The 21,585-nt window shown below is 62.8% G+C and carries 15 protein-coding genes and 1 pseudogene; 5 read left to right on the forward strand and 11 right to left on the reverse strand.

What is annotated here, in order from left to right; translation table 11 throughout:
* Positions 1 to 150: 150 nt before the first annotated feature.
* On the forward strand, positions 151 to 1,314 hold the full coding sequence (locus tag K1X80_RS24405; RefSeq protein WP_032861941.1) for a type III PLP-dependent enzyme: 1,164 nt from the start codon (positions 151 to 153) through the stop codon (positions 1,312 to 1,314).
* Here the strand turns inward: K1X80_RS24405 and K1X80_RS24410 are convergent.
* Both K1X80_RS24410 and K1X80_RS24415 read right to left on the reverse strand, forming a co-directional pair.
* A complete protein-coding gene (locus K1X80_RS24410) occupies positions 1,305 to 2,087 on the reverse strand; it encodes a tetratricopeptide repeat protein (RefSeq protein ID WP_057958417.1) in 783 nt (260 codons plus the stop codon). The two genes, K1X80_RS24405 and K1X80_RS24410, sit on opposite strands and share 10 nt — an antisense overlap.
* A gap of 2 nt (positions 2,088 to 2,089) precedes the next feature.
* On the reverse strand, positions 2,090 to 2,770 hold the full coding sequence (locus K1X80_RS24415; RefSeq protein WP_057441033.1) for a Fe2+-dependent dioxygenase: 681 nt from the start codon (positions 2,768 to 2,770) through the stop codon (positions 2,090 to 2,092).
* 216 nt (positions 2,771 to 2,986) lie between these two features.
* Between K1X80_RS24415 and K1X80_RS24420 the strand changes: the two genes are divergently transcribed.
* Positions 2,987 to 5,281 (forward strand): TonB-dependent siderophore receptor, encoded by a 2,295-nt coding sequence (locus K1X80_RS24420; RefSeq protein WP_220172536.1) that lies wholly within the window; start codon positions 2,987 to 2,989, stop codon positions 5,279 to 5,281.
* A gap of 136 nt (positions 5,282 to 5,417) precedes the next feature.
* Positions 5,418 to 7,940 carry a sulfite reductase flavoprotein subunit alpha gene (locus K1X80_RS24425; protein WP_220172537.1) on the forward strand — a complete coding sequence of 841 codons (2,523 nt, stop codon included), beginning with the start codon at positions 5,418 to 5,420 and terminating at the stop codon, positions 7,938 to 7,940.
* Positions 7,941 to 8,146: 206 nt separating this feature from the next.
* On the opposite strand, the gene K1X80_RS24430 is transcribed toward K1X80_RS24425, so the two are convergent.
* From K1X80_RS24430 to ptsP, 4 genes are all read right to left on the reverse strand, one after another.
* Entirely contained in the window at positions 8,147 to 9,688 is a 1,542-nt protein-coding gene (locus K1X80_RS24430) for an alkaline phosphatase (RefSeq protein ID WP_057958414.1), read from the reverse strand.
* A 78-nt stretch (positions 9,689 to 9,766) separates the two neighbouring features.
* Positions 9,767 to 11,461, reverse strand: a complete 1,695-nt coding sequence (locus tag K1X80_RS24435; RefSeq protein ID WP_169989530.1) for a PTS fructose-like transporter subunit IIB — start codon at positions 11,459 to 11,461, stop codon at positions 9,767 to 9,769.
* Positions 11,462 to 11,472: 11 nt separating this feature from the next.
* Entirely contained in the window at positions 11,473 to 12,414 is a 942-nt protein-coding gene (gene pfkB / locus K1X80_RS24440) for a 1-phosphofructokinase (protein WP_057958412.1), read from the reverse strand.
* Complete coding sequence (ptsP, locus tag K1X80_RS24445) at positions 12,415 to 15,273, reverse strand: phosphoenolpyruvate--protein phosphotransferase (protein WP_169959779.1); 2,859 nt, start codon at positions 15,271 to 15,273, stop codon at positions 12,415 to 12,417.
* A 283-nt stretch (positions 15,274 to 15,556) separates the two neighbouring features.
* On the opposite strand from ptsP, the gene cra reads away from it, so the two are divergent.
* Positions 15,557 to 16,552: a catabolite repressor/activator gene (gene cra / locus K1X80_RS24450; RefSeq protein ID WP_120734161.1), complete on the forward strand. Its 996-nt coding sequence runs from the start codon at positions 15,557 to 15,559 to the stop codon at positions 16,550 to 16,552.
* 2 nt (positions 16,553 to 16,554) lie between these two features.
* Positions 16,555 to 17,358, forward strand: a complete 804-nt coding sequence (locus K1X80_RS24455) for a TatD family hydrolase (protein ID WP_057958409.1) — start codon at positions 16,555 to 16,557, stop codon at positions 17,356 to 17,358.
* Here K1X80_RS24455 and K1X80_RS24460 read toward each other — a convergent pair.
* From K1X80_RS24460 to ampD, 5 genes and pseudogenes are all read right to left on the reverse strand, one after another.
* Positions 17,278 to 17,718 carry a hypothetical protein gene (locus K1X80_RS24460; RefSeq protein WP_057958408.1) on the reverse strand — a complete coding sequence of 147 codons (441 nt, stop codon included), beginning with the start codon at positions 17,716 to 17,718 and terminating at the stop codon, positions 17,278 to 17,280. The two genes, K1X80_RS24455 and K1X80_RS24460, sit on opposite strands and share 81 nt — an antisense overlap.
* Before the next feature lie 127 nt (positions 17,719 to 17,845).
* Positions 17,846 to 18,775 carry a methyl-accepting chemotaxis protein gene (locus K1X80_RS28670; RefSeq protein WP_370693753.1) on the reverse strand — a complete coding sequence of 310 codons (930 nt, stop codon included), beginning with the start codon at positions 18,773 to 18,775 and terminating at the stop codon, positions 17,846 to 17,848.
* Positions 18,752 to 19,843, reverse strand: a pseudogene (locus K1X80_RS28675) (methyl-accepting chemotaxis protein); the annotation flags it as partial. The pseudogene K1X80_RS28675 and the gene K1X80_RS28670, both read right to left, overlap by 24 nt.
* 318 nt (positions 19,844 to 20,161) lie before the next feature.
* The gene (ampE, locus tag K1X80_RS24470) at positions 20,162 to 20,998 is read right to left on the reverse strand and encodes a regulatory signaling modulator protein AmpE (RefSeq protein WP_057441051.1); all 837 of its coding nucleotides are present in this window, start codon (positions 20,996 to 20,998) and stop codon (positions 20,162 to 20,164) included.
* Positions 20,995 to 21,558, reverse strand: a complete 564-nt coding sequence (gene ampD / locus K1X80_RS24475; RefSeq protein ID WP_057441053.1) for a 1,6-anhydro-N-acetylmuramyl-L-alanine amidase AmpD — start codon at positions 21,556 to 21,558, stop codon at positions 20,995 to 20,997. The genes ampE and ampD overlap by 4 nt, the downstream gene beginning before the upstream one ends.
* Positions 21,559 to 21,585: the final 27 nt, after the last annotated feature.

The raw sequence follows: 21,585 nt of genomic DNA on the forward strand, positions 1-21,585 counted from the left end.
CGACGAGACAGCAAGGCCAAGGGAAGCTTATCCCATGGCCTTTTTGCTTTCGGCGACATGCCTTGGGAAGTAGGCGAACCAAAGTGGGGATACGGAGGACGTTCATTTGCACCCATTGTTAATTTCAGTTTGCCCTTAGGAGTTCCCAGCATGTCGATCAACGTCGAAGATTATTTCGCGCGCGCCACTTTTGACAAAATGAAGGCGTTCGCCGACAAGCAAGAAACCCCGTTCGTGGTGATCGACACCGCGATGATCAGCCAGGCCTACGATGACCTGCGCGCCGGTTTCGAATTCGCCAAGGTGTACTACGCCGTCAAGGCCAACCCGGCTGTCGAGATCATCGACCTGTTGAAAGACAAGGGTTCGAGCTTCGACATCGCCTCGATCTACGAGCTGGACAAGGTCATGGACCGCGGCGTCAGCGCCGACCGTATCAGCTACGGCAACACCATCAAGAAATCCAAGGACATCCGCTACTTCTACGAGAAGGGCGTGCGCCTGTTCTCCACCGACTCCGAAGCCGACCTGCGCAACATCGCCAAGGCCGCGCCGGGCTCGAAAGTCTATGTGCGCATCCTCACCGAAGGCTCGACCACGGCTGACTGGCCTTTGTCGCGCAAATTCGGCTGCCAGACCGACATGGCCATGGACCTGCTGATCCTCGCCCGCGATTTGGGCCTGGTGCCTTACGGCATCTCGTTCCACGTGGGTTCGCAACAGCGTGATATCAGCGTGTGGGACGCCGCCATTGCCAAGGTCAAGGTGATCTTCGAGCGTTTGAAAGAAGAAGACGGCATCCACCTCAAGCTGATCAACATGGGCGGTGGCTTCCCGGCCAACTACATCACCCGCACCAACAGCCTGGAAACCTACGCCGAGGAAATCATCCGCTTCCTCAAGGAAGACTTCGGTGACGAGCTGCCGGAAATCATCCTGGAACCAGGCCGTTCGTTGATCGCCAACGCCGGGATCCTGGTCAGTGAAGTGGTGTTGGTCGCCCGCAAATCCCGCACCGCCGTCGAGCGTTGGGTGTACACGGATGTGGGCAAGTTCTCCGGCCTGATCGAAACCATGGACGAAGCCATCAAGTTCCCGATCTGGACCGAGAAAAAGGGCGAGATGGAAGAAGTGGTGATCGCCGGCCCTACCTGCGACAGCGCCGATATCATGTACGAAAACTACAAGTACGGCCTGCCGCTGAACCTGGCCATTGGTGACCGCCTGTACTGGCTGTCGACGGGTGCGTACACCACCAGCTATAGCGCAGTTGAATTCAACGGTTTCCCGCCGCTGAAATCCTTCTACGTCTGATCCCTTAGGAGCCGGCTTGCCGGCTCCTGCAATTCCTCTGCGCGTTGTTGGTAGGCATCGGCCATGGCGCGAATCTGCGGATCATTGGCCGCTGCCAGCGCTTTATGGGCCACCCGCAAGAACTTCAGATTCCCGCCCTCCAGTGCCTTGTGCAACCACTCCAGCGCCGCTTCGATCTGCCCATGCTCAGCCAGCATGGCCGCATAACTGAACTGCCCGCGAAAATCCCCACCTTGCGCCGAGCGGCGATACCACTCAAGCGCTGCGGGCACGTCTTGCGCACAGAACTGCCCTTCTTCCAGGTAACGCCCCAACAGGTTCATCGACTTGGCATGCCCCCGTTCGGCAGCCTGGCGATAGCAGGCCAGTGCCTGCTGCTGGTCTTGCGTCACCCCGCGCCCGGTGGCCAGCAGGTTGGCGTAGTTGTACAGCCCCCAATCCAACCCGGCTTCTGCCGCCTGGCGGTACTCCCCGGCAGCCGCCCGCTCATTGGCGGCGCAACCCCAACCATGCTCCTGGCAGCGCCCCACCATATTGCGGGCCATCAAGTGGCCGCCCTGGGCGGCAATCCGGAACCAGCGCAGGGCCAGCGCTTCATCGCGCTCGATCCCGCGCCCTTCCAGGAGGATTTGCCCCAGTAGCGCCTGGGCATCGAGCACGCCCTCCTTCGCCGCCATCAGGATCGCCTGGGCCGCGCGGGCCGGTGATTCGTCGAGCATGGCCCGCAGTTGTTCGCCGTCGAGGCGTTCTTCGCGGCGCAAGTGAAAAGCCATGCTCAGACCTCGACCCAGCGACGCAACAGGTTGTGATAGGTGCCGGTGAGCTGGATCAGCGCCGGGTGGTCCGGTACGTCACGGCTCAGTTGCTGGATCGCACCGTCCATTTCGAACAGCAACGTACGCTGGCTGTCTTCGCGCACCAGGCTTTGGGTCCAGAAAAACGCGGCATAGCGCGCACCCCGGGTCACGGCATTGACCTTGTGCAGGCTGGAGCCTGGGTACAACACCATGTCGCCTGCCGGCAACTTGACCCGCTGCAGGCCGAAGGTGTCCTGGATCTCCAGTTCGCCGCCGTCGTATTCATCCGGGTCGCTGAAAAACAGCGTGGAGGACAGGTCAGTGCGTACCCGCTCGTGGCTGCCCTTGGGCTGGCGCACGGCGTTATCAATATGGAAGTCGAAGCTGCCGCCGGCGGTGTAGCAATTGAGCAGGGGCGGGAAGACTTTATGCGGCAGCGCCGCCGACATGAACTGCGGGTTTTGCCACAGGCGCTCGAGCATCGCCGCGCCGATTTCCTTGGCCAGTGGATGGCCCTCCGGCAATTGCAGATTGTGCTTGGCCTTGGCCGACTGATGACCGGCGGTGATCTTGCCGTCAGCCCAGTCCGCCTGCTCCAGGGCTTCGCGGATGCGCAATACCTCGTCGCGGGAGAACAGGCCGGGAATATGCAGCAGCATGGGGCGTTACCTGAGAGCAGAGGGGCGCCAATGGTATTGATTACTATTGGCGCTGTAAAACCCTGATCCGACGGGCAGACGTATGAGCCCGCAAAAACCGTAACTCCCGAAGTGTAAATTTTGTAAATAGGATGCAAATAGCAATGCCTCTCAATTGCTATGCATAATTGTTTACAATATATTTCGCGCCCTAACATCCTTGGGGTAGGGAATTTCATGTCGCGCCACATTACAAAAACACCAAACAGTTCACCGCGCTTGCTGGCCTCGGCCATTGGCGTGGCCATCAGCGCCAGCTCCGTCGCCCACATGGCGCAAGCGGCCGAAGAGACCGAACAAAAAGGCGAGCGCAACAGCATTTCCCTGGGAGCCACCAGCATCACCGGCCAGGAACAGGACGCGACCTCCTACCAGACCGAAAACGCCTCTTCGCAGAAATACACCGCGCCGCTGGTCGACACCCCGCGCTCCGTCACCGTGGTACCGGCGCAGGTACTCAAGGACACTGCCGCCACCTCGCTGCAGGACGCTCTGCGCACCGTGCCGGGCATTACCTTTGGTGCTGGCGAAGGCGGCAACCCCCAGGGCGACCGCCCGTTCATCCGCGGCTTCGATGCCCAGGGCGACACCTACCTGGACGGCGTGCGTGACACCGGCGGCCAGAGCCGGGAAATTTTCGATATCGAGTCCATCGAAGTCAGCAAGGGCCCCAACTCCTCGTTCGGTGGCCGTGGCTCGGCCGGTGGCAGCCTCAACCTGGTGAGCAAAACCCCACAAGCACGGGACTTCCTCAACGGCGGTTTTACCTACGGCTCCGACCAGACCCGTCGCTATGCCCTCGACGTCAACCGCCAGTTCCTCGACAGCGCCGCGTTCCGCCTGAACCTGATGAGCCACGAACAGAACGTGGCCGGCCGCGACGCAGTCAACTACGACCGTTGGGGCGTGGCACCGTCGCTGACCTTTGGCCTGGGCACCCCGACCCGCGTCAACCTCAGCTACTACCATATGGAAAGCAACGACCTGCCGGATTCGGGTATTCCTTATGGCTATAGCTCCGCCGCAGCCACCGCCCATGGTCACGACAAGCCTACCGACGGCGGCGACAGCAGCAACTTCTACGGCCTCAAGGATCGCGACTTCCGCAAGACCCGCGCCGATATCAGTACATTCTCCATCGAGCACGACCTGAACGACAACATGACGATCAAGAACACCCTGCGTCATGGCAGTACGGGTCAGGATTACGTCCTCACTCAGCCGGACGACAGCAAACTCAACGTCAACCAGTTCGGCACCGTCTGGCGCCGGGCCAATAGCCGTGTGTCGACCACCACGACCACCACCAACCAGACCGATCTGTTTGGCAGCTTCCAGGCTCTGGGCTTCAAGCACAGCTACTCCACCGGCCTGGAATTTACCGGGGAAGAAACCCGTGTCAGCGGTTACACCGTCAGCCCTAACAGCAACCCTACCGGCGGCTGCACACCTGGCAAGGTCGGCAACAGCGGCGGCCAATGCACCTCGCTGGGCAACCCGAACCCAAACGATGCCTGGACCGGCAGCGTCGCCCGCAACTACATGGGCACCAACACCAAGGCCACCAGCCGCGCCGCGTACGTGTTCGACACCATCGAACTCGATCCGCAGTGGCTGCTGAACGTTGGCCTGCGTTATGACACCTTCGACACCGAAGCCAACAGCAACGCAGCCACCGGCCGTACCAAGCTCAAAGACGACAGCCAGTTCTTCAACTGGCAGGCCGGCCTGGTCTGGAAACCGATGGAAAACGGCAGCATCTACACCTCCTATGCCACTTCGGCCTCGCCCGCTGGCGGCCTGGTGGGTGAAGGTGTCGACTCCAACGCCATCCCAACCGGCATCAACACCAGCGACATGAAGCCGGAAGAAACCGTCAACTACGAGCTGGGCACCAAGTGGGATCTGTTCCACGACCGCCTGTCCCTGACCGCTGCCGTGTTCCGCACTGAGAAGAAAAACGCGCGCATCCTGGTGAACTCCAACACCTATGAAAATGCCGGCGAATCCCGGGTCGATGGCCTGGAGCTTTCCGCCAGCGGCAAACTCACCGAGCAGTGGCAGGTATTCGCCGGCTACAGCTACCTGAAAAGCGAACTGGTGGACCCAGGCAAAAACGGCAACCGCCAAGGCGTGGTGACTGCTGGCTCCAACAAAGGCAACGAAATGCCCAACACGCCGAAGCACTCCTTCAGCCTGTGGACCACCTATGACATCACCTCGAAACTCACCGTCGGTGGCGGCGCGTTCTATGTGGACGACGTCTACGGCGACCCGGCCAACACCGTCTACGTGCCGTCCTACACCCGCTACGACGCCATGGCCAGTTACAAGCTGACCAAAAACGTCGACCTGCAATTGAACGTGCAAAACCTGACCGACAAGACCTACTACGACAAGGCCTATGGCGCGCACTTCGCCAACCAGGCAGCCGGTCGTACCGCGCTGTTGACCACCAGCTTCCACTTCTAAGGCGCTAGACGTTTCATGCAAAAGCCCCGCGCATTGGCTGCCCGGGGCTTTCGTCTGTAAAAAAGAAAGTTTCTCGACCACCCACGGCATAATGCGCGCCGTAAAAATCATATCCAGCTCAGCGAGGCCGTCCGACGTGTTGAAGAAAACCCTGTTCCAGTTGCACTGGTTTTTCGGCATTACCGCCGGGCTGGTGTTGGCATTGATGGGGATTACCGGGGCCGCGTACTCGTTCCAGGATGAAATCCTGCGGGCGCTCAACCCCACGGTACTGACCGTGCAAAAACAACCCGCCGGGGTGCTGCCGCCCGCTGAACTGGTACGCAAACTCGAAGGCACCGAAGGCAAGGCCGTGTCCATGCTGTGGGTAGAAAGCGAAAGCGGCAACGCTGCCCGGGTGTTCTTCACCCCGCCACCGGGCGAGCGCCGGGGGCAGATGCGCTACTTCGACCCGTACACCGGCGACTACCTGGGCGACGCCGTCGGCCAGGACTTTTTCGGCCTGATGCTGCAACTGCACCGCTTCCTCGCCATGGGTGACACCGGCCGGCAAATCACCGGCGCCTGTACGCTGATTCTGATTTTCTTCTGCCTTTCCGGCCTGTACCTGCGCTGGCCGCGCCAGGTGGCGAGCTGGCGTGCCTGGCTGACCCTGGACTGGCGCAAGAAAGGCCGCAGCTTCAACTGGGACCTGCACTCGGTGTTCGGCACCTGGTGCCTGCTGTTCTATCTGTTGGCCGCGCTTACCGGGCTGTCCTGGTCCTACGAGTGGTACAACAAAGGCCTGACCCGGCTGCTGTCCGATGCACCGCAGAACGAGCGGGTGCGCAATCGCGGCCCGGCGCCTGCGGGCCCGGCGCCCATCGCCAATTACGAGGCAATCTGGAGCAGCATCTACAGCACTGCCGGCCCGGGCTTGAGCGCCTACAACATCCGTATGCCACCTGTCGCCGGGCAACCGGCCACGGTCTACTACCTGTTGCAGAGCTCGCCCCATGACCGCGCGCTGAACCAGATCAACCTCGACCCGGCCACAGGCGTCGTCAAAAGCGTCGAGCGCTATGGCGACAAAAGCCTCAAGGCGCAGCTGCTGACCAGCATCTATGCCCTGCATGTGGGCAGTTATTTCGGCCTGGTGGGGCGGATCATTCTTACCGTCACTGCACTGTGCATGCCGCTGTTCTTTATTACCGGCTGGTTGCTGTACCTGGACCGCCGCCGCAAAAAGCGCCAGGTGCGCGATGCCCGTAAAGGCCTGGGCGAGAACCACAGCGATGCACCGGCCTGGCTGATCGGTTTCGCCAGCCAGAGCGGGTTTGCCGAGCAACTGGCCTGGCAGACCGCCGGCCAGTTGCAGGCCGCCGGGTTGCCGGTGAAGGTCCAGCCCTTGGGCAGCGTCAGCGAAGAGGACTTGCGCCAGTCGGAACACGCACTGTTTGTGGTCAGTACCTTCGGCGATGGCGAAGCACCGGACAGCGCGCGCGGCTTCGAACGCAGCGTGCTGGGGCGCGACCTTTCTCTCCAGGGCCTGAACTACTCGGTGCTGGCCCTGGGCGATCGCCAATACCAGCACTTCTGCGGCTTTGCCCGGCGCCTGCACTTCTGGCTGACCCACCAGGGCGGCAACGCGTTGTTCGCCCCGGTCGAAGTCGACAGCGGCGACCAGGAGGCCCTGCTGCACTGGCAACACCAACTGGGGCAGATCACCGGCCATGCACCGGCCGCCTGGGCCAGCGCCCACTATGAAAGCTGGACCCTGAGCCGGCGTACCCTGCTCAACCCAGACAGCAGCGGCACGGGTGTCTACCTGCTGGGCCTCAACCCGCCCGCCCCGCGCGACTGGCTGGCCGGCGACCTGGTGGAAATTCTGCCACGCCATTGCCCGTGGGCCGTCGAGCATTTCCTCGATGGCCTGGGCATCGCCGGCACGGACGAAGTGCTTGTCGATGGCCTGGCGCGGCCCCTGGAACAGGTGCTGGCCAGCCGCCAATTGCCGGACAACCGCTCCCATCTGGTCGGCCTGCACGCCCAGGCCCTGGTGGAGGCACTGGTGCCAGTGGGCATGCGCGAATACTCCATCGCCTCGATTGCCAGCGACGGCGTGCTGGAGCTGATCGTGCGCCAGGAACGCCACCCTGACGGCAGCCTGGGCCTGGGGTCGGGCTGGCTGACCGAGCACGCGCCGCTGGGTGCCGCGATCAGCCTGCGGTTGCGGCGCAACAGCGGCTTCCATCTGCCAACGGAGCCTGTGCCAATGATTCTGCTGGGCAACGGCACTGGCCTGGCCGGCTTGCGCAGCCTGCTCAAGGCGCGCATCGCCGATGGCCAGCAGCGCAACTGGTTGCTGTTCGGCGAACGCAACATCGCCCATGACTACCACTGCCAGGACGAGCTGCAAGGCTGGTTGGCCAGTGGCGACCTGGCGTTGCTGGACCTGGCGTTTTCGCGGGATCAAGACGAGAAAATCTACGTCCAGGACCGCCTGCGCGAATCCGCCGATGTACTGCGTAAATGGCTGGCCGAGGGCGCAGCGATTTATGTCTGCGGGAGTTTGCAGGGCATGGCGGCCGGGGTGGATCAGGTGTTGGTGGATGTTCTGGGAAGCGAGGCGGTGCAACGCCTTATCGAACAGGGCCGCTACCGCCGGGATGTCTACTGACCTACAGCCATCAAAATGTGGGAGCACTCCAAATCAAGAAGACTGGGAGCCCACAAACGGCGGGATGTCTACGATCTCTGGACACGCACACATCCAAATGTGGGAGCGGGCTTGCCCGCGATGGCGGTCTGTCAGTAACCGATTGGCTGGCTGATCTATCGCAATCGCGGGCAAGCCCGCTCCCACAGGTTTGGGCGCATTTCAGGTCAGGTGGGTTGGAGTTTTTGTTCGAATACCGACACGCCATCCAGGTCGCGCAACGTGACCGTCAGCTCCGCCGTTTGCCCATCAATCTGCACCTCGCCAAAAAACTGGAACCCGGCAAACGGCGACGTGTTTTGCGCCGGTGGGGCTTTTTCAAACACCACCTGCGGGCCAAAGGTTTTATCCAGCGGATTGGGCCCGAAGCTCCCTGCATTCAAGGGCCCCGCGACAAACTCCCAGAACGGCTCGAAATCCTGGAACGCCGCCCGGTCCGGGTGGTAGTGGTGCGCCGCGCAGTAGTGCACATCGGCGGTCAGCCACACATGGTTGCGCACCTGTTGCGCGCGCAGGAAACCGAGTAACTCGGCAATTTCCAGCTCACGGCCCTGGGCCGCGCCAGGGTCGCCGTTGGCCACCGCTTCCCAGCGCGGCACACCGGGGCTGACTTCGCCGTCGGGCACGCCGAGGCCGATAGGCATGTCGGCGGCAATCACCTTCCACTGCGCCTTCGATGCCTTGAGTCCGCCCTTGAGCCAGTCCAATTGCGCCCGCCCCAGAAACGGCTTGGCAGCGCCCAGGTTGTCATCGTTGGCCTCACGATAGCTGCGCATGTCGAGTACAAACACATCGAGCAACGGCCCGTAGCTGAGCTTGCGGTAGATGCGCCCGCCCTGGTCGGCGCCCTGCAAGCGCATCGGCGCGTATTCCAGCCAGGCCTGGCGTGCGCGGCCCACCAGGGTGGTGATGTCCTTGGTCTGGTAACGCTCGTCCAGTTGCTTGCCAGGCGACCAGTTGTTGACCACTTCGTGATCGTCCCATTGCCAGATCTGCGGCACCTGGGCATTGAAGCGGCGCACGTTTTCGTCCATCAGGTTGTAGCGATAGTTACCACGGTATTCATCCAGGGTTTCGGCGACTTTGCTCTTGGCCTCGGTGGTGAGGTTGCGCCAGATACGCCCGCTTTCGGTGGTCAGTTGCGCCGGCACCGGGCCGTCGGCGTAGATGGTGTCGCCGCTGTGGATAAAAAAATCCGGCAGGCGCAGACGCATGGCTTCGTAGATGCGCATGCCGCCGATGTCCGGGTTGATGCCGAAGCCCTGGCCGACGGTGTCGCCGCTCCACACAAAGCGGATATCGCGGCGCTGTTGCGGCACGCTGCGCAAGTGGCCGAACCAGGGCTCGCTGGCCACGCCGGTCTGCGCGTCCTCAAATTGCACACGGTAGAAAATCGCCTGGTCGGCGGGCAGCCCGGTCAACTCGACGCGGGCGGTGAAGTCGCTGCGGCTGTCGGCCAAAGGCGAGATGAATCGGCGCGGGTTGCTGAACAGGCTGCGGGTATCCCACTCGACCACCATCCGTGCAGGGCGGTCGCAGCGGCTCCAGATCATGGCGCGGTCGCCCAGCAAGTCGCCGGACTGCACGCCATCGGTCAACTGCGGCCGGTCCTTGACCGACGCGATCACCGCCGGTGCCAGCCCCGGCAACAGCAGGCCGGCGCCGACACCCTGAATCACCCGGCGACGGCCGGGGTTGAAGTGGCTCATGGCTTTCCCTCTGCACAGCAAAAGGAAAACTAAAGCATGGGCGGATGAAGCACAGATGACAGGCGCCGACACCTACATTCAGGCGACGGCCTCGGGGCGCTTGATCACGGCATACACCAAGCCGGTGAGCACGCTGCCAGCGACGATCGCCAACAGGTACAACAGCGCATGGTTGATGGTGTTCGGGATCAGCATCACAAACAGCCCGCCGTGGGGTGCCATCAGCTTGCAGCCGAAGTACATCGACAAGGCACCGGTCAATGCGCCGCCGGCGATGCTGGCCGGGATCACCCGTAGCGGGTCCTTGGCGGCAAACGGGATGGCGCCTTCGGAGATAAAGCACATGCCCAGGATCAACGCGGCCTTGCCGGCCTCGCGCTCGGTCTGGGCGAACTTGCGCCGGGCCAGGAACGTCGCGATTGCCATGCCAATCGGCGGCACCATGCCCGCGGCCATGGTGGCGGCCATCGGTGCGCCGCTCTGGGAGGCCAGCAGGCCGACGGAGAACGCGTAGGCCGCCTTGTTGATCGGCCCGCCAAGGTCGGCGCACATCATCCCGCCCAGCAGGATGCCCAGCAGCACCGCATTGGTGGTGCCCATGGTGCTGAGGAAGTCCGTCAGGCCCGCCAGCATCTGCGCCACCGGCGGGCCGATCAGGTAGATCATCGCCAGGCCGGTGATCAGGCTCGCCAGCAACGGGATGATCAGGATCGGCTTGAGCGACTCCAGGCTCTGCGGCAATGGCACCGCGCGGGTAATCAGCTTGACGCTGTAGCCGGCGAGGAACCCGGCAAAGATCCCGCCGATAAAACCTGCGCCCAGGGTGCTGGCCAACAGGCCGCCGATCATCCCCGGCGCGAGGCCCGGACGGTCGGCAATCGAATAGGCGATGTAGCCGGCGAGCAGCGGCACCATCAGGGTGAAGGCATGGTCGCCGACCGCTTTGAGGGCCGCCGCCAGGGTGCCGGGCTCTTCGTAGGCGTGAATACCGAAGACGAAGGACAGGGCAATCAACAAGCCCCCGGCCACGACCATCGGCAACATGAATGACACGCCGGTCAGCAGGTGTTTGTAGACCCCGGTTTTCTCTGGTTTGGCCGTCGTACCGCTGGCGGCGCTTTCCTGCTGGCCTTCGGCCAGGGCTTTATCGAGGATCGCGGCGGACTGCTTGAGCGCAATGCCAGTGCCACAGCGGTAGATTTTCTTGCCGGCAAAGCGCTCGGTGGCCACTTCGATATCGGCGGCCAGCAGCACCACGTCGGCATCGCGAATGGCTTGCTCGCTCAGGGGCGTACGTGCGCCTACCGAGCCCTGGGTTTCTACCTGCAGGTCGTAACCCTTGGCCTTGGCGGCCTGCTGCAACGCTTCGGCGGCCATAAAGGTGTGGGCCACGCCGGTGGGGCAGGCGGTGATGGCGACAATGCGCGGCACGTTTTTTACCGTCGGCACTGTGGTGCTGGCAACGTACAACTGGGCCTCTTGCGCGCCCCGTTGCAGCACCGCTTCAACGTCCTGTAACGCCTGGGCCGGAGTGCTCTGGTACACGCGCTTGCCGACAAAGCGCTGCATGTCCACGGGCGTACTGGCGACCAGCAACACCCATTCGGCCGCGTCGAGGGTGGCCTGGGAAAGGGCGCGCTCGGGGTGGTTCACGTCCACCACTTCCACGCTGGTGCTCCAGCCCTGGCGTTGTGCGGCGGCGTCCAGCAAGCGGGCGCACAGCACACTGGTGACCATGCCGTTGGGGCAGGCGGTAACAATGGCTAACTTCATGACAAACCCTCTTATTGTTCTGTCAGCGGGCGTACTTGCACGCCGCTTTCGAGGCGCGCCAGGTGCGCGTCATCGCTGATGCCGAAACCGATCTGTGTGACGGCCATGGCGGCGATGGCCGTGGCCCGCGCCAGGGTCGTATGTGCGCTGTCCTGTACCAGCAGACCGTGGAGCATGCCGGCCAGCAACGAGTCACCCGCGCCCACCGTACTGGCGACGGTGACGCGGGGCGGCGTGGCATGGAACGCGCCGTTTGCAGTGAACCAATTGACCCCCTCGGCACCCTGGGACACCACCACATGCTCCACACCTTGCGCATGCAGGCGCTTGGCCGCCTGGGCCTGTTGAGCAGGCGTGTCGGCTGGGCAATCCAGCGCATCGGCCAGTTCTTCGGTGTTGGGCTTGATCAACCAGGGAGCGGCCTGCAACCCGGCACGCAAAGCCTCGCCGCTGGTGTCCAGGGCGACTTTGAGACCCAGGGTTTTCAGGTGCTGCAACAAGGCGTACAGCCACTGCGGGCTGACCCCACGGGGCAGACTGCCAGCGACCACCACCACATCATGGCCGGGGGCAATCCGCGTCAACTGCTCAAGCATCGCCTCTTGCGCCTGCGCGCTGACCTGTGGCCCCGGGGCGTTGATATCGGTCACCCGGCCGTCGTGCTCAGCGATTTTAATATTGCTGCGGGTTTCCCCCGGCACACGAATAAACGCATCGACAAAACCCCGACGGGCAATCAACGCGTCGAACGCCTGGGGATTGTCTGCCCCCAGGAATCCGCCAACCGTCACTTGATGGCCAAGGTCCGCCAACACCTGGGCGACATTCACGCCCTTGCCCGCCGCATGGGTCAGCATGGCCTGGCTACGATTGACCGCCCCTGGCTCCAGGCGCGCCAGTTGTACGGTCAGGTCCAACGCCGGGTTCAGCGTCAGGCTTAGAATCCTTGCCATTTACACAGCCTCCACAAGGGCGCGCACTTGCGCGGGAGAGCCCACGGCCAAGGCGTTTTGTGCGAGAGTCTGGGCCTCGCTCAGGGTGAATTCACGGACACGGGCCTTGACCTCGGGAATGCTGCGGGCCGACACGCTCAACTCGTCGACGCCAAGGCCGACCAGCACCGGCACGGCCAGCGGGTCGGCCGCCAGCTCACCGCACACCCCGACCCATTTGCCATGGGCATGGGCGGCGCGCACGGTGATGTCGATCAGTTGCAGCACCGCCGGGTGCAGCCCGTCAGCCTGGGCCGACAGGGTGGGATGCCCACGGTCGATGGCCAGGGTGTACTGGGTCAGGTCATTGGTGCCAATGCTGAAAAAGTCCACTTCCTTGGCCAGTACTGGCGCCAGCAAGGCCGCCGAAGGCACTTCGATCATGATCCCCAGTTGCAGGTCCGCTACCGGGATCTGCTCGCGCAGGCGCTCGGTCATGTCCCGGGCCTGGCGCCACTCATCGACGCTGCCGACCATGGGAAACATGATGCGCAGCGGGCGACCGTCCGCCGAACGCAACAGCGCACGCAGTTGGGTTTCCATGATCTGCGGGCGTTGCAGGGTCAGGCGGATGCCGCGCACACCCAGGAACGGGTTTTCTTCTTTGGCAATCGGCCAGTAAGGCAGGGGTTTATCACCGCCCACATCCAGGGTGCGCACCACCAGCGGTCGCCCAGCCAGGCCGTCGAGCACCCGGCGGTATTCGGCTTCCTGGGTGGCTTCGTCCGGGGCCTGGGAATGGGCCATGAAAATCAGTTCGGTACGCAGCAGGCCAATGCCTTCGGCGCCCTGCTCGACCGCCGCCGCCACTCCTGCGCTTTCGCCGATATTGGCGAACACTTCCACGGCATGCCCATCACGGGTCATGGCCGGTTCATGGCGCTGGGCGGCGGCGGCCTGCAGGCGTTGTTCGCGGGTGTCGCGCTCCTGCGTGGCGCGCTGCAAGGTGCCGGCATCGGCATCCACATGCAGGCGCCCACGCTGGCCGTCGAGCAACAGTGGCGTGCCCGAGGCCAGCAGCAAGACCGCCGGCCCCGCGCCAACCAATGCGGGAATCCCCAGGGCGCGGGCGACGATGGCACTGTGTGCGGTGGCACCACCGCGTGCGGTGAGGATCCCCGCCACGCGCGTCGGGTCGAGGCGCGCCACATCCGACGGGCCGACCTCATCCATCACCAGAATGTAAGGTTCGTCGGGCTCCTGCGGGGTGTCGATGCCACACAGTTGCGCCAGCACCCGCCGGCCGATATCCCGAAGGTCGGCGGCGCGTTCGGCGAGCAACGCGTCCTGCAAGGACTCCTGCTGTTTGGCGGCCGCTTCGATCACGCTCATCCACGCCGCTTCGGCGCTTTCGCCTTGCTTGAGGCGGGTGTCGACTTCGTCGGTCAGTTCCGGGTCGTCGAGCATTTCCTGGTGGGTGATGAAAATCTCGCGGATCGCCTTGGACGTGCTGCGCTCGATCAAGCCCTGGATATCGTGGCGCACATCACGCAGCGCAGCGGATAGGCGCTCGCGCTCGGCGCTGGCCGACTCGCCCCGCAGTGGATAATCGAAAGGCTGCAACACTTGGATATGGGCCGGACCGATGGCGATCCCCGGTGCCGCAGGGATTGCCTGAATCAGGCTGCCGGAGAGTGGCGCACTGAGCGGTGGTTCGGCCTCGATGACTTCAACCCGTGCGCTGACGGCCGGCAGCGGCTCGACGTCTTCACCGAGCCCCGCTTGCACAGCCGCCAGCAACGCCGGCAGCGCATCGTCGGCAATCGCCGGCTCGGCGACAAACTCCAGCACCTGGCCACGGCGGGCGCCGAGGCTGAGCAGCTTGCTCAAGCTCTTGACCGACACTGCGCCGCCCTGCCCGTCGACGATTCGCACGCGGATCTCGCCGTCGAAGCCCTTCGCCAGTTGCGCCAGGGCCTTGGCCGGCCGCGCATGCAGGCCGTGGGCATTGGCCAGGGCAATGCGTGCGCTGGGCCAGTCGGCGGGCAATTCGCCACCCAGTACTTCGAGGACCGCCCGGCTGCTGGTGGCGCGCCCCAGTTCCTGGCCGCGCCCTTCAATCAGCAAGGCGCACAGGCGCTCAAGCAGGGCCTGGTGGGCCTCACCGAGGCTGGCCAGGCAGAACAGGCCGCTCAATGGCTGGCCGAGGTAGCGCATGGGTTTGTCCGGGGTGACAAAGGCCAGGCCCGGGCGCTTGACCGTTTGTTCACTGTGCAGCCACCACAGGCCATCACCCAGGGGTAATGCATCGACTTGCTGCAACACGGCAGCAAAACCATTGCTCACGCAATCGGCCTGGCGCAACAGGCGCGCGCCGCGCCACACCAGTTCTTCAAAATCGTCGGCGGACACGCCCAGGCCGATCATCTGTGCATCCAGCGCCAGCTCCTGGGGCGCACCCTGCAGCAGTTTGAGCAAGGCGTCGGCCGAGGTGGCGCGGCACAGCGCCTGGCCCAGGTCGGTTTCACCGAGGGCGCGGGTCAGCAGTTGCAGCAGGCGCAGGTGTTCATCGGATTTGGCCGCGATGCCAATCGCCAGGTAGACGATCTGGCCATCGCCCCAATCCACGCCTTGGGGAAATTGCAGCAGGCGCACGCCGGTGGCGAATACCTGGTCGCGGGTTTCGGGAGTGCCGTGGGGGATCGCAATACCTTGGCCAAGGAAGGTCGAGCCTTGCGCTTCACGGGCTTGCAGGCCGCTCAGGTAACCCTCGGCGACCAGGCCATCGGCCACCAGTTTTTCGGCGAGCAGTTGCAAGGCAGCAGACTTATCCACAGCCACCTGGCCCATGGATATCTGCTCTACGGTGAGCTCAAGCATGCCTTTCTCCTAGTTAGTGCGGGGTGCGCACTAGGTATTGTTTTGATTAAACCGTGCAAAAATAACTGACTGAGTGGTCAATTGGCAGTAGGCACTCAGCAGCGATCATCGTAAAAATACGCCTGCTGAAACGTTTAATCTAGAATTTATGGCAGATTACTGGGTAATTCTGCATCCTTGAAGCACCGCTCGGCGCTTGAGTTGCGACAATGGTCGCGTGCAGGAATCGGTTACGATTGGACAAAATGTCGGGGCAAGCTCTAAAAAACAAGGAAATCCCGGTTTGAAACTCAGTGATATTGCACGCTTAGCCGGTGTGTCCGTGACCACCGCCAGCTACGTCATCAATGGCAAGGCCGCACAGCAACGGATCAGCACCGCCACCGTGGAACGGGTGCGGGCGGTGGTCGAGGAGCACGGCTTTACCCCCAACCCCCAGGCCGCCGGCTTGCGCAGCCGGCACACGCGTACCTTGGGTTTTATCCTGCCGGACCTGGAAAACCCCAGTTATGCACGGATCGCCAAGCTGTTGGAACAAGGCGCACGGGCCCGTGGCTATCAGTTGCTGATCGCCAGTTCCGATGACGATGCCGACAGCGAGCGCCAGTTGCTGCAACTGTTCCGCGCGCGGCGTTGCGATGCACTGTTCGTCGCCAGTTGCCTGCCCGCCAGCGATGACAGCTATCGCGAGCTGCAAGCCAAGGGCCTGCCGGTGATTGCCATCGACCGGGTGATGGACGCCGAGCAATTCTGCTCGGTGGTCAGCGATGACCGCCAGGCCTGCCAGCAATTGACCAGCAGCCTGCTGCAACCCCTGCCCCGGCAGATCGTACTGATCGGTGCCCGCCCCGAGCTGAGCATCAGCCAGGAGCGCGCGGCGGGTTTCCAGCAAGCACTTGAAGACTTCAAAGGTGATGTGCTGGTCGAGCACGGCGAAGCCTTCAGCCGCGACTGCGGTCGCCAGTTGATGGAAGAACTCCTGCAACGCCTGGGGCATTTACCCGATGCATTGGTGACGACTTCCTACGTCCTGCTGCAAGGGGTGTTTGACGCGCTGCATGATTTCCCGCTCAAATCCCGGCCGCTGCGCCTGGGCACTTTTGGTGACACCCAGTTGCTGGACTTCCTGCCGCTGCCGGTCAACGCCATGGCCCAGCAGCACGCGCTGATCGCCGAGACGGCCCTGCGCCTGGCACTCGCGGCGATTGAAGAGCAACACTACCAGCCGGGTGTGCATGCCATTGGCCGGACCTTCAAGCAGCGGATTCACGAGATATAGACATGGAGCTGGTCGACAGCCACACCCACCTCGACTTCGAGGACTTCGACGCTGATCGCGACGAGGTGCTCAGGCACAGTCGCCAGCTCGGCGTGCGGCGCATGGTGGTGCTAGGGGTGTACCAGCGCAATTGGCAACGGCTATGGGACCTGGCACAACAGGACCCGGACCTGCACGGGGCCTTCGGCCTGCACCCGGTATACCTGGATGAGCATCGCCCCGCAGACCTGATCGAGTTGGGCGACTGGCTGACCCGCCTCAAGGGCCATCGCCAACTCTGCGCCGTGGGTGAAATCGGCCTGGACTACTTCCTGGCGCACCTGGACCGCGAACGCCAGCAATCCCTGTTTGAAGCCCAGTTGCAGTTGGCCGTGGACTTCCAGTTGCCGGCGCTGCTGCATGTGCGGCGCAGCCATGCGGCCGTTATCGCCACCCTCAAGCGCATTCGCCTGCCCCGGGGCGGGATCATCCATGCCTTCGCCGGCAGCCGCGAAGAAGCCCGCGAATACATCAAGCTGGGGTTCAAGCTGGGCCTGGGCGGCGCGCCAACCTGGCCTCAGGCCCTGCGCATGCACAAGGTCATCGCCCAACTGCCGCTGGAATCAGTGGTGTTGGAAACCGACTCGCCGGACATGGCGCCCGCCATGTACCCCGGCCAACGCAATAGCCCGCAACACCTGCCGGCCATCTGCAGCGCCCTGGCCGAACTGATGGGCATCAGCCCTTCAGCGCTGGCCAAAGCGAGCACCCGCAACGCCTGCGAAGTGTTCCACTGGCCCGTCGATGACGGGGTTGACCGCCTCTAGCGTCAGGGTCATGCGGTGCCGGTGGCGGGCGTGGCGCAGGGTCAGGAAGTGAATCAGGATCGCCACCAGCGACACATTCAATTGCCCGATCTTGCTGATCAAGCCGACCCACTCGACCACCAGGGCCACCAACAAGGCCACGCAGGTCAGCACCAGCATGCTCGGGCGCAGCAGGGCCAGGTTGTCCAGGGACTTCAACTGACGCAGTTGCCTGGGGCAATTGAGCAGCAGGACTTTGTGGCAATACGGGCAATCAAAGGGCTCGTTGAGTGCAATGGCATTGAGCTGCCAGGGCTTGAGCACAAAGGTGATATCGCAATGGGCGCAATGCCCTTTCACGCCTGGAGTTGTCGCGGTCATGGCCCTGCCTCCCGGAAGCGCTGGATGGGGTGAAACAAATTCTCACCCAATCCCAGCGCAAAAAAAGCTCACGCGGGAAAACAGGACATGCACCACATAGCAAAGGGATAAAGCCTACAACCAAGTCTTACACGCGGAAGGCACCGATCAGCTTTTTCAACTCAATCACCTGCAAGGACAATTGCCGGCTGGCCTCTTCGGTCTGGTGCGCGCCCTGGGCCGCGTGCTCGCCAGCCCGATTGATCTCGACGATATTCTGGTCGATGTCGTGGGCCACCGCCGTCTGCTGCTCCACCGCCGCCGCGATTTGCTGGTTCTGATCGACGATCATGCCCACCGCACCGAGGATATTTTCCAGGGCCAACTGGACCTGTTCCGACTGCCCGACCGTGCCGCTGGCCATTTTATGGCTGCTGCCCATGGCCTTCACGGCCGCGCCGACGCCTTGGTGCAACTTGGCGATCATCTGCTCGATTTCTTCGGTGGAGTGCTGGGTGCGCCGGGCCAGGGTGCGCACCTCATCGGCCACCACGGCAAACCCACGCCCCTGCTCCCCCGCCCGCGCCGCCTCGATGGCCGCGTTCAGGGCCAGCAGGTTGGTTTGTTCGGCGATGCTCTTGATCACTTCCAGCACGCTGCTGATGGATTGACTGTCGATGGCCAGTTGGTTGATCACCAGCACTGACTGGTCGATCTCCGATGCCAGTAGCGCGATGCTGCCCTGCTGGGATTGCACCAGGCCACGCCCGTTAAGGGTTTCATCGTTGACGCTATGGGCACTGCTGACAGCCGCCGCGGCACTGCGCGCCACTTCATGTGCAGTCGCCGACATCTGGTTCATGGCCGTCGCCACCTGCTCGATCTGGCTGCGCTGGCCCGACACCGCCTGATTGCTGCGCGCCGACACCGACTCCACCTGCCCGGCCTGATGCTCGACCTCCTGGACGGTCTGCCCTACCCGCTCGATCAGGTCGTGGATTTTCGCCACGGTGCCATTGAACACTTCGCCCAATTCACCCAGCTCATCGCGACTCTGGGACTTGAAGCTGACAGTCATGTCCCCGGCAGCGACCTTATCCATCATTGCCCCCAGGTGGCGCAGGGTGGTGCGGGTCGAGGCGTAGAAGCCGCCGTACAGATAGAAAATCAACAAGAACACCGCCGCCAGCGCTGTGACCAGCAGCACCATGTGCGTACGGTTCTGGGCCAGGCGCTGCTGCAGTTGCTGGTCGAGGAAGGACAGGGTCGCGTCGTCCAGTTGATAGGTCTTGGCCATCAAGGCCGTCACTTCGTCATAGAAGGTCTGCCACGGCGCCTCCAGGGTTTCGGCCATCACCACCTGCTCTTCAAACAGCTCGCTGCCCTGCTTGAGGCTGGCCTGGCTGGCTTGGGCCAAGGCATCCAGTGAACCATGGGCGGCCTTGCTGGAGCCCAGGGCGTCCTGCACTTTCAAACCGTATTCCGCCTGGAGTTTTTCCAGTTGCTGCAGCAGTTCGTCAAAACGCGTGCTGGACGATGAGTTGAGAAAACCCTGGCCCAGGGAATATGCGCCCATGGCCCGGCCTTCGCCCAGGGTCTGGGTGACTTGCGGAGTGACGCTGGTAATCAGTTCGCTGAGTTGGCGCACGTCGCCCTGGACATCACGACTCAATCCCGACTGGCTGGCAATGATCTGGCTGAACATCTGCGCCTTGTTCAGCAACTTGCCGATCAAGGCACTTTTGCTCAGCAGTGAAGACTCGCTTTGCTGGGCCTTGAAGGCCGCAATCATCTCATCGCGCTTGCCGTCGAACACCGCGACCTGCTCGGGATCGGTCGTCATCGCCTGGAAACCTTGCAGACGCTCCAGTACGCGCTGCTCCAAAGCGCTGATTTGACTTTCGATATCCCCCGCCTTGCCCGCCTGCCCAAGGGTGGCGTTGATCTGCACCTGATTGTTCAGGGTTTCCAGGTCGCGCCGCAGGATCAGGCTGCTGCCCAACAGGTCCAGGCTCTGCAACTCAACCTGCGTGCCCTGGAACTCACGCCAGGAATCGCGGACCAGGTAATAGTTGGTCACCAGCATGGGCAGGAAAAACAACACACTGATCAGGCTGAACTTCATGCCGAAGCTCAGGCGATTCATCAGCGCGATGGCGGGATAGAGCAAGCTCTTCACAGATGAACTCCCTTTTCTTTTATTTTTATTGAAGGCGCAGGGCAGCGGCAGAAAGCCACTATTGGGCGCGCTGTCTGTATAGCTTAAATCGGCGGGAAGTTTTGTAACTTAAGGTTAACGCGATCGGCGGGGCCTGGCGGCCGACCGATTTTTGAAGCCACTACGGGCTCTTTGTGGGAGCGGGCTTGTGTGGGAGCGGTGTGTCAGTACCGGATTTTTTGACTGCTACACCGCATCGCGGGCAAGCCCGCTCCCACACAAGCCCGCTCCCACAAGAGGTGTTTTTCAGGGCAGGACGGTCCAGATCGCAAACCCGGCGTACCACAACACGGCCGCTCGCAGCAGCAGTTCCCACAACCGATCCAGGCTGTTGATCCCTTCGGCACCGACCACCGGCGCAGGAATTTCGCCGGCCACCAGGCCAACCTTTTCCACCAACTGCGCCGCACTGATATCCCAGTTCAACAGTTCATGCAGCATTACCCGGCTGACCGCGACAAAATTGCCGACCAAGGCAAAGCTCGCCGCCAGCAACCGCACCGGCAACCAGTCGAACGCATGGCGCAATTGCCCGGCGCGCTCGACCACCAGCGGGTTCTGCCCGTGTTCACTGGCCAGGGCCAACAGGCGGTAGGCCAGGGCCACCACCGGGCCGAGGAGGAAGTACCAGAAAATCACCGCAAAAAAACTCTGATAGGCCTGCCACAGCAAATGGCCCTGGACCCGCTCCAGCAGTTGCTCGCCGCTGTCGGCGCCAATGCCCAGGTCACGTTCGGCAACGTGTTCAGCGGCTTGCAAGTCACCCCGGCGCCAGGCATCGCGAAACGGCCCCAACTGGCCCAGCAAATCGCCGCGGCCCAGGCTGTAGATCACCACCAACAGGTGCACCGGCAGCGCCAGCAAACCATAGGCCAGCGGCTCCAGGACCAGCAGTAACAGCCCCAGCAATGCCACCGGCAGCAACACCAGCAGCGCCAGGATCAGCCAGGGTTGTTTGCCCAGCCGCGCGCTCGACTCAAGCCGAGCCAGTTGGCGCAGCCAACGGCCATCACGCTGTACCCGCTGACGCAAGGCCGAGAACTTCTCGATCCACACTGCCAGCACCAACACCAGGAAACTCATTGTGCATGTCCTCCATCCTGCAAGGCGCCGCGAAAACGCGCCCAATCAAAAGCCGGTCCAGGATCGGTCTTGCGTCCTGGGGCGATGTCACTATGACCGCAAATGCGCTGGTGCGTGATGCCCGGGTAGGCGGCCAGCAATTGGCGACTCAGTTCGATCAGGGAATGGTACTGGGCGTCGGTAAAGGGTTGGTCGTCGGTCCCTTCAAGCTCGATCCCCAGGGAAAAGTCATTGCAGGTCTCGCGCCCCTCGAAACAGGAGACGCCAGCATGCCAGGCACGGTCCCGGCAGGAGACAAATTGCGTCACCGTACCATCACGCTCAATCAGAAAATGCGCGGATACCCGTAGGTCAGCGATGCCTGCAAAGTAGGGATGTTCCGTGACATCCAGACGATTCTGGAAAAACGCCTGCACTTTGCCCGTGGCGAACTGGGCCGGCGGCAAACTGATGTTGTGCACCACCAACAGGGAAATCTCGCCGCCTGGGCGTTCATTGAAGTTGGGCGACGGGCAATGGGCAATGCCCTGGCACCAACCGCTGGTGGGGTCCAACTGCATACAGGTTCCTTGCGCACGACTTGGGAG

It is taken from the genome of Pseudomonas sp. So3.2b (genome assembly GCF_019464415.1).
GTDB lineage: Bacteria > Pseudomonadota > Gammaproteobacteria > Pseudomonadales > Pseudomonadaceae > Aquipseudomonas > Aquipseudomonas shahriarae.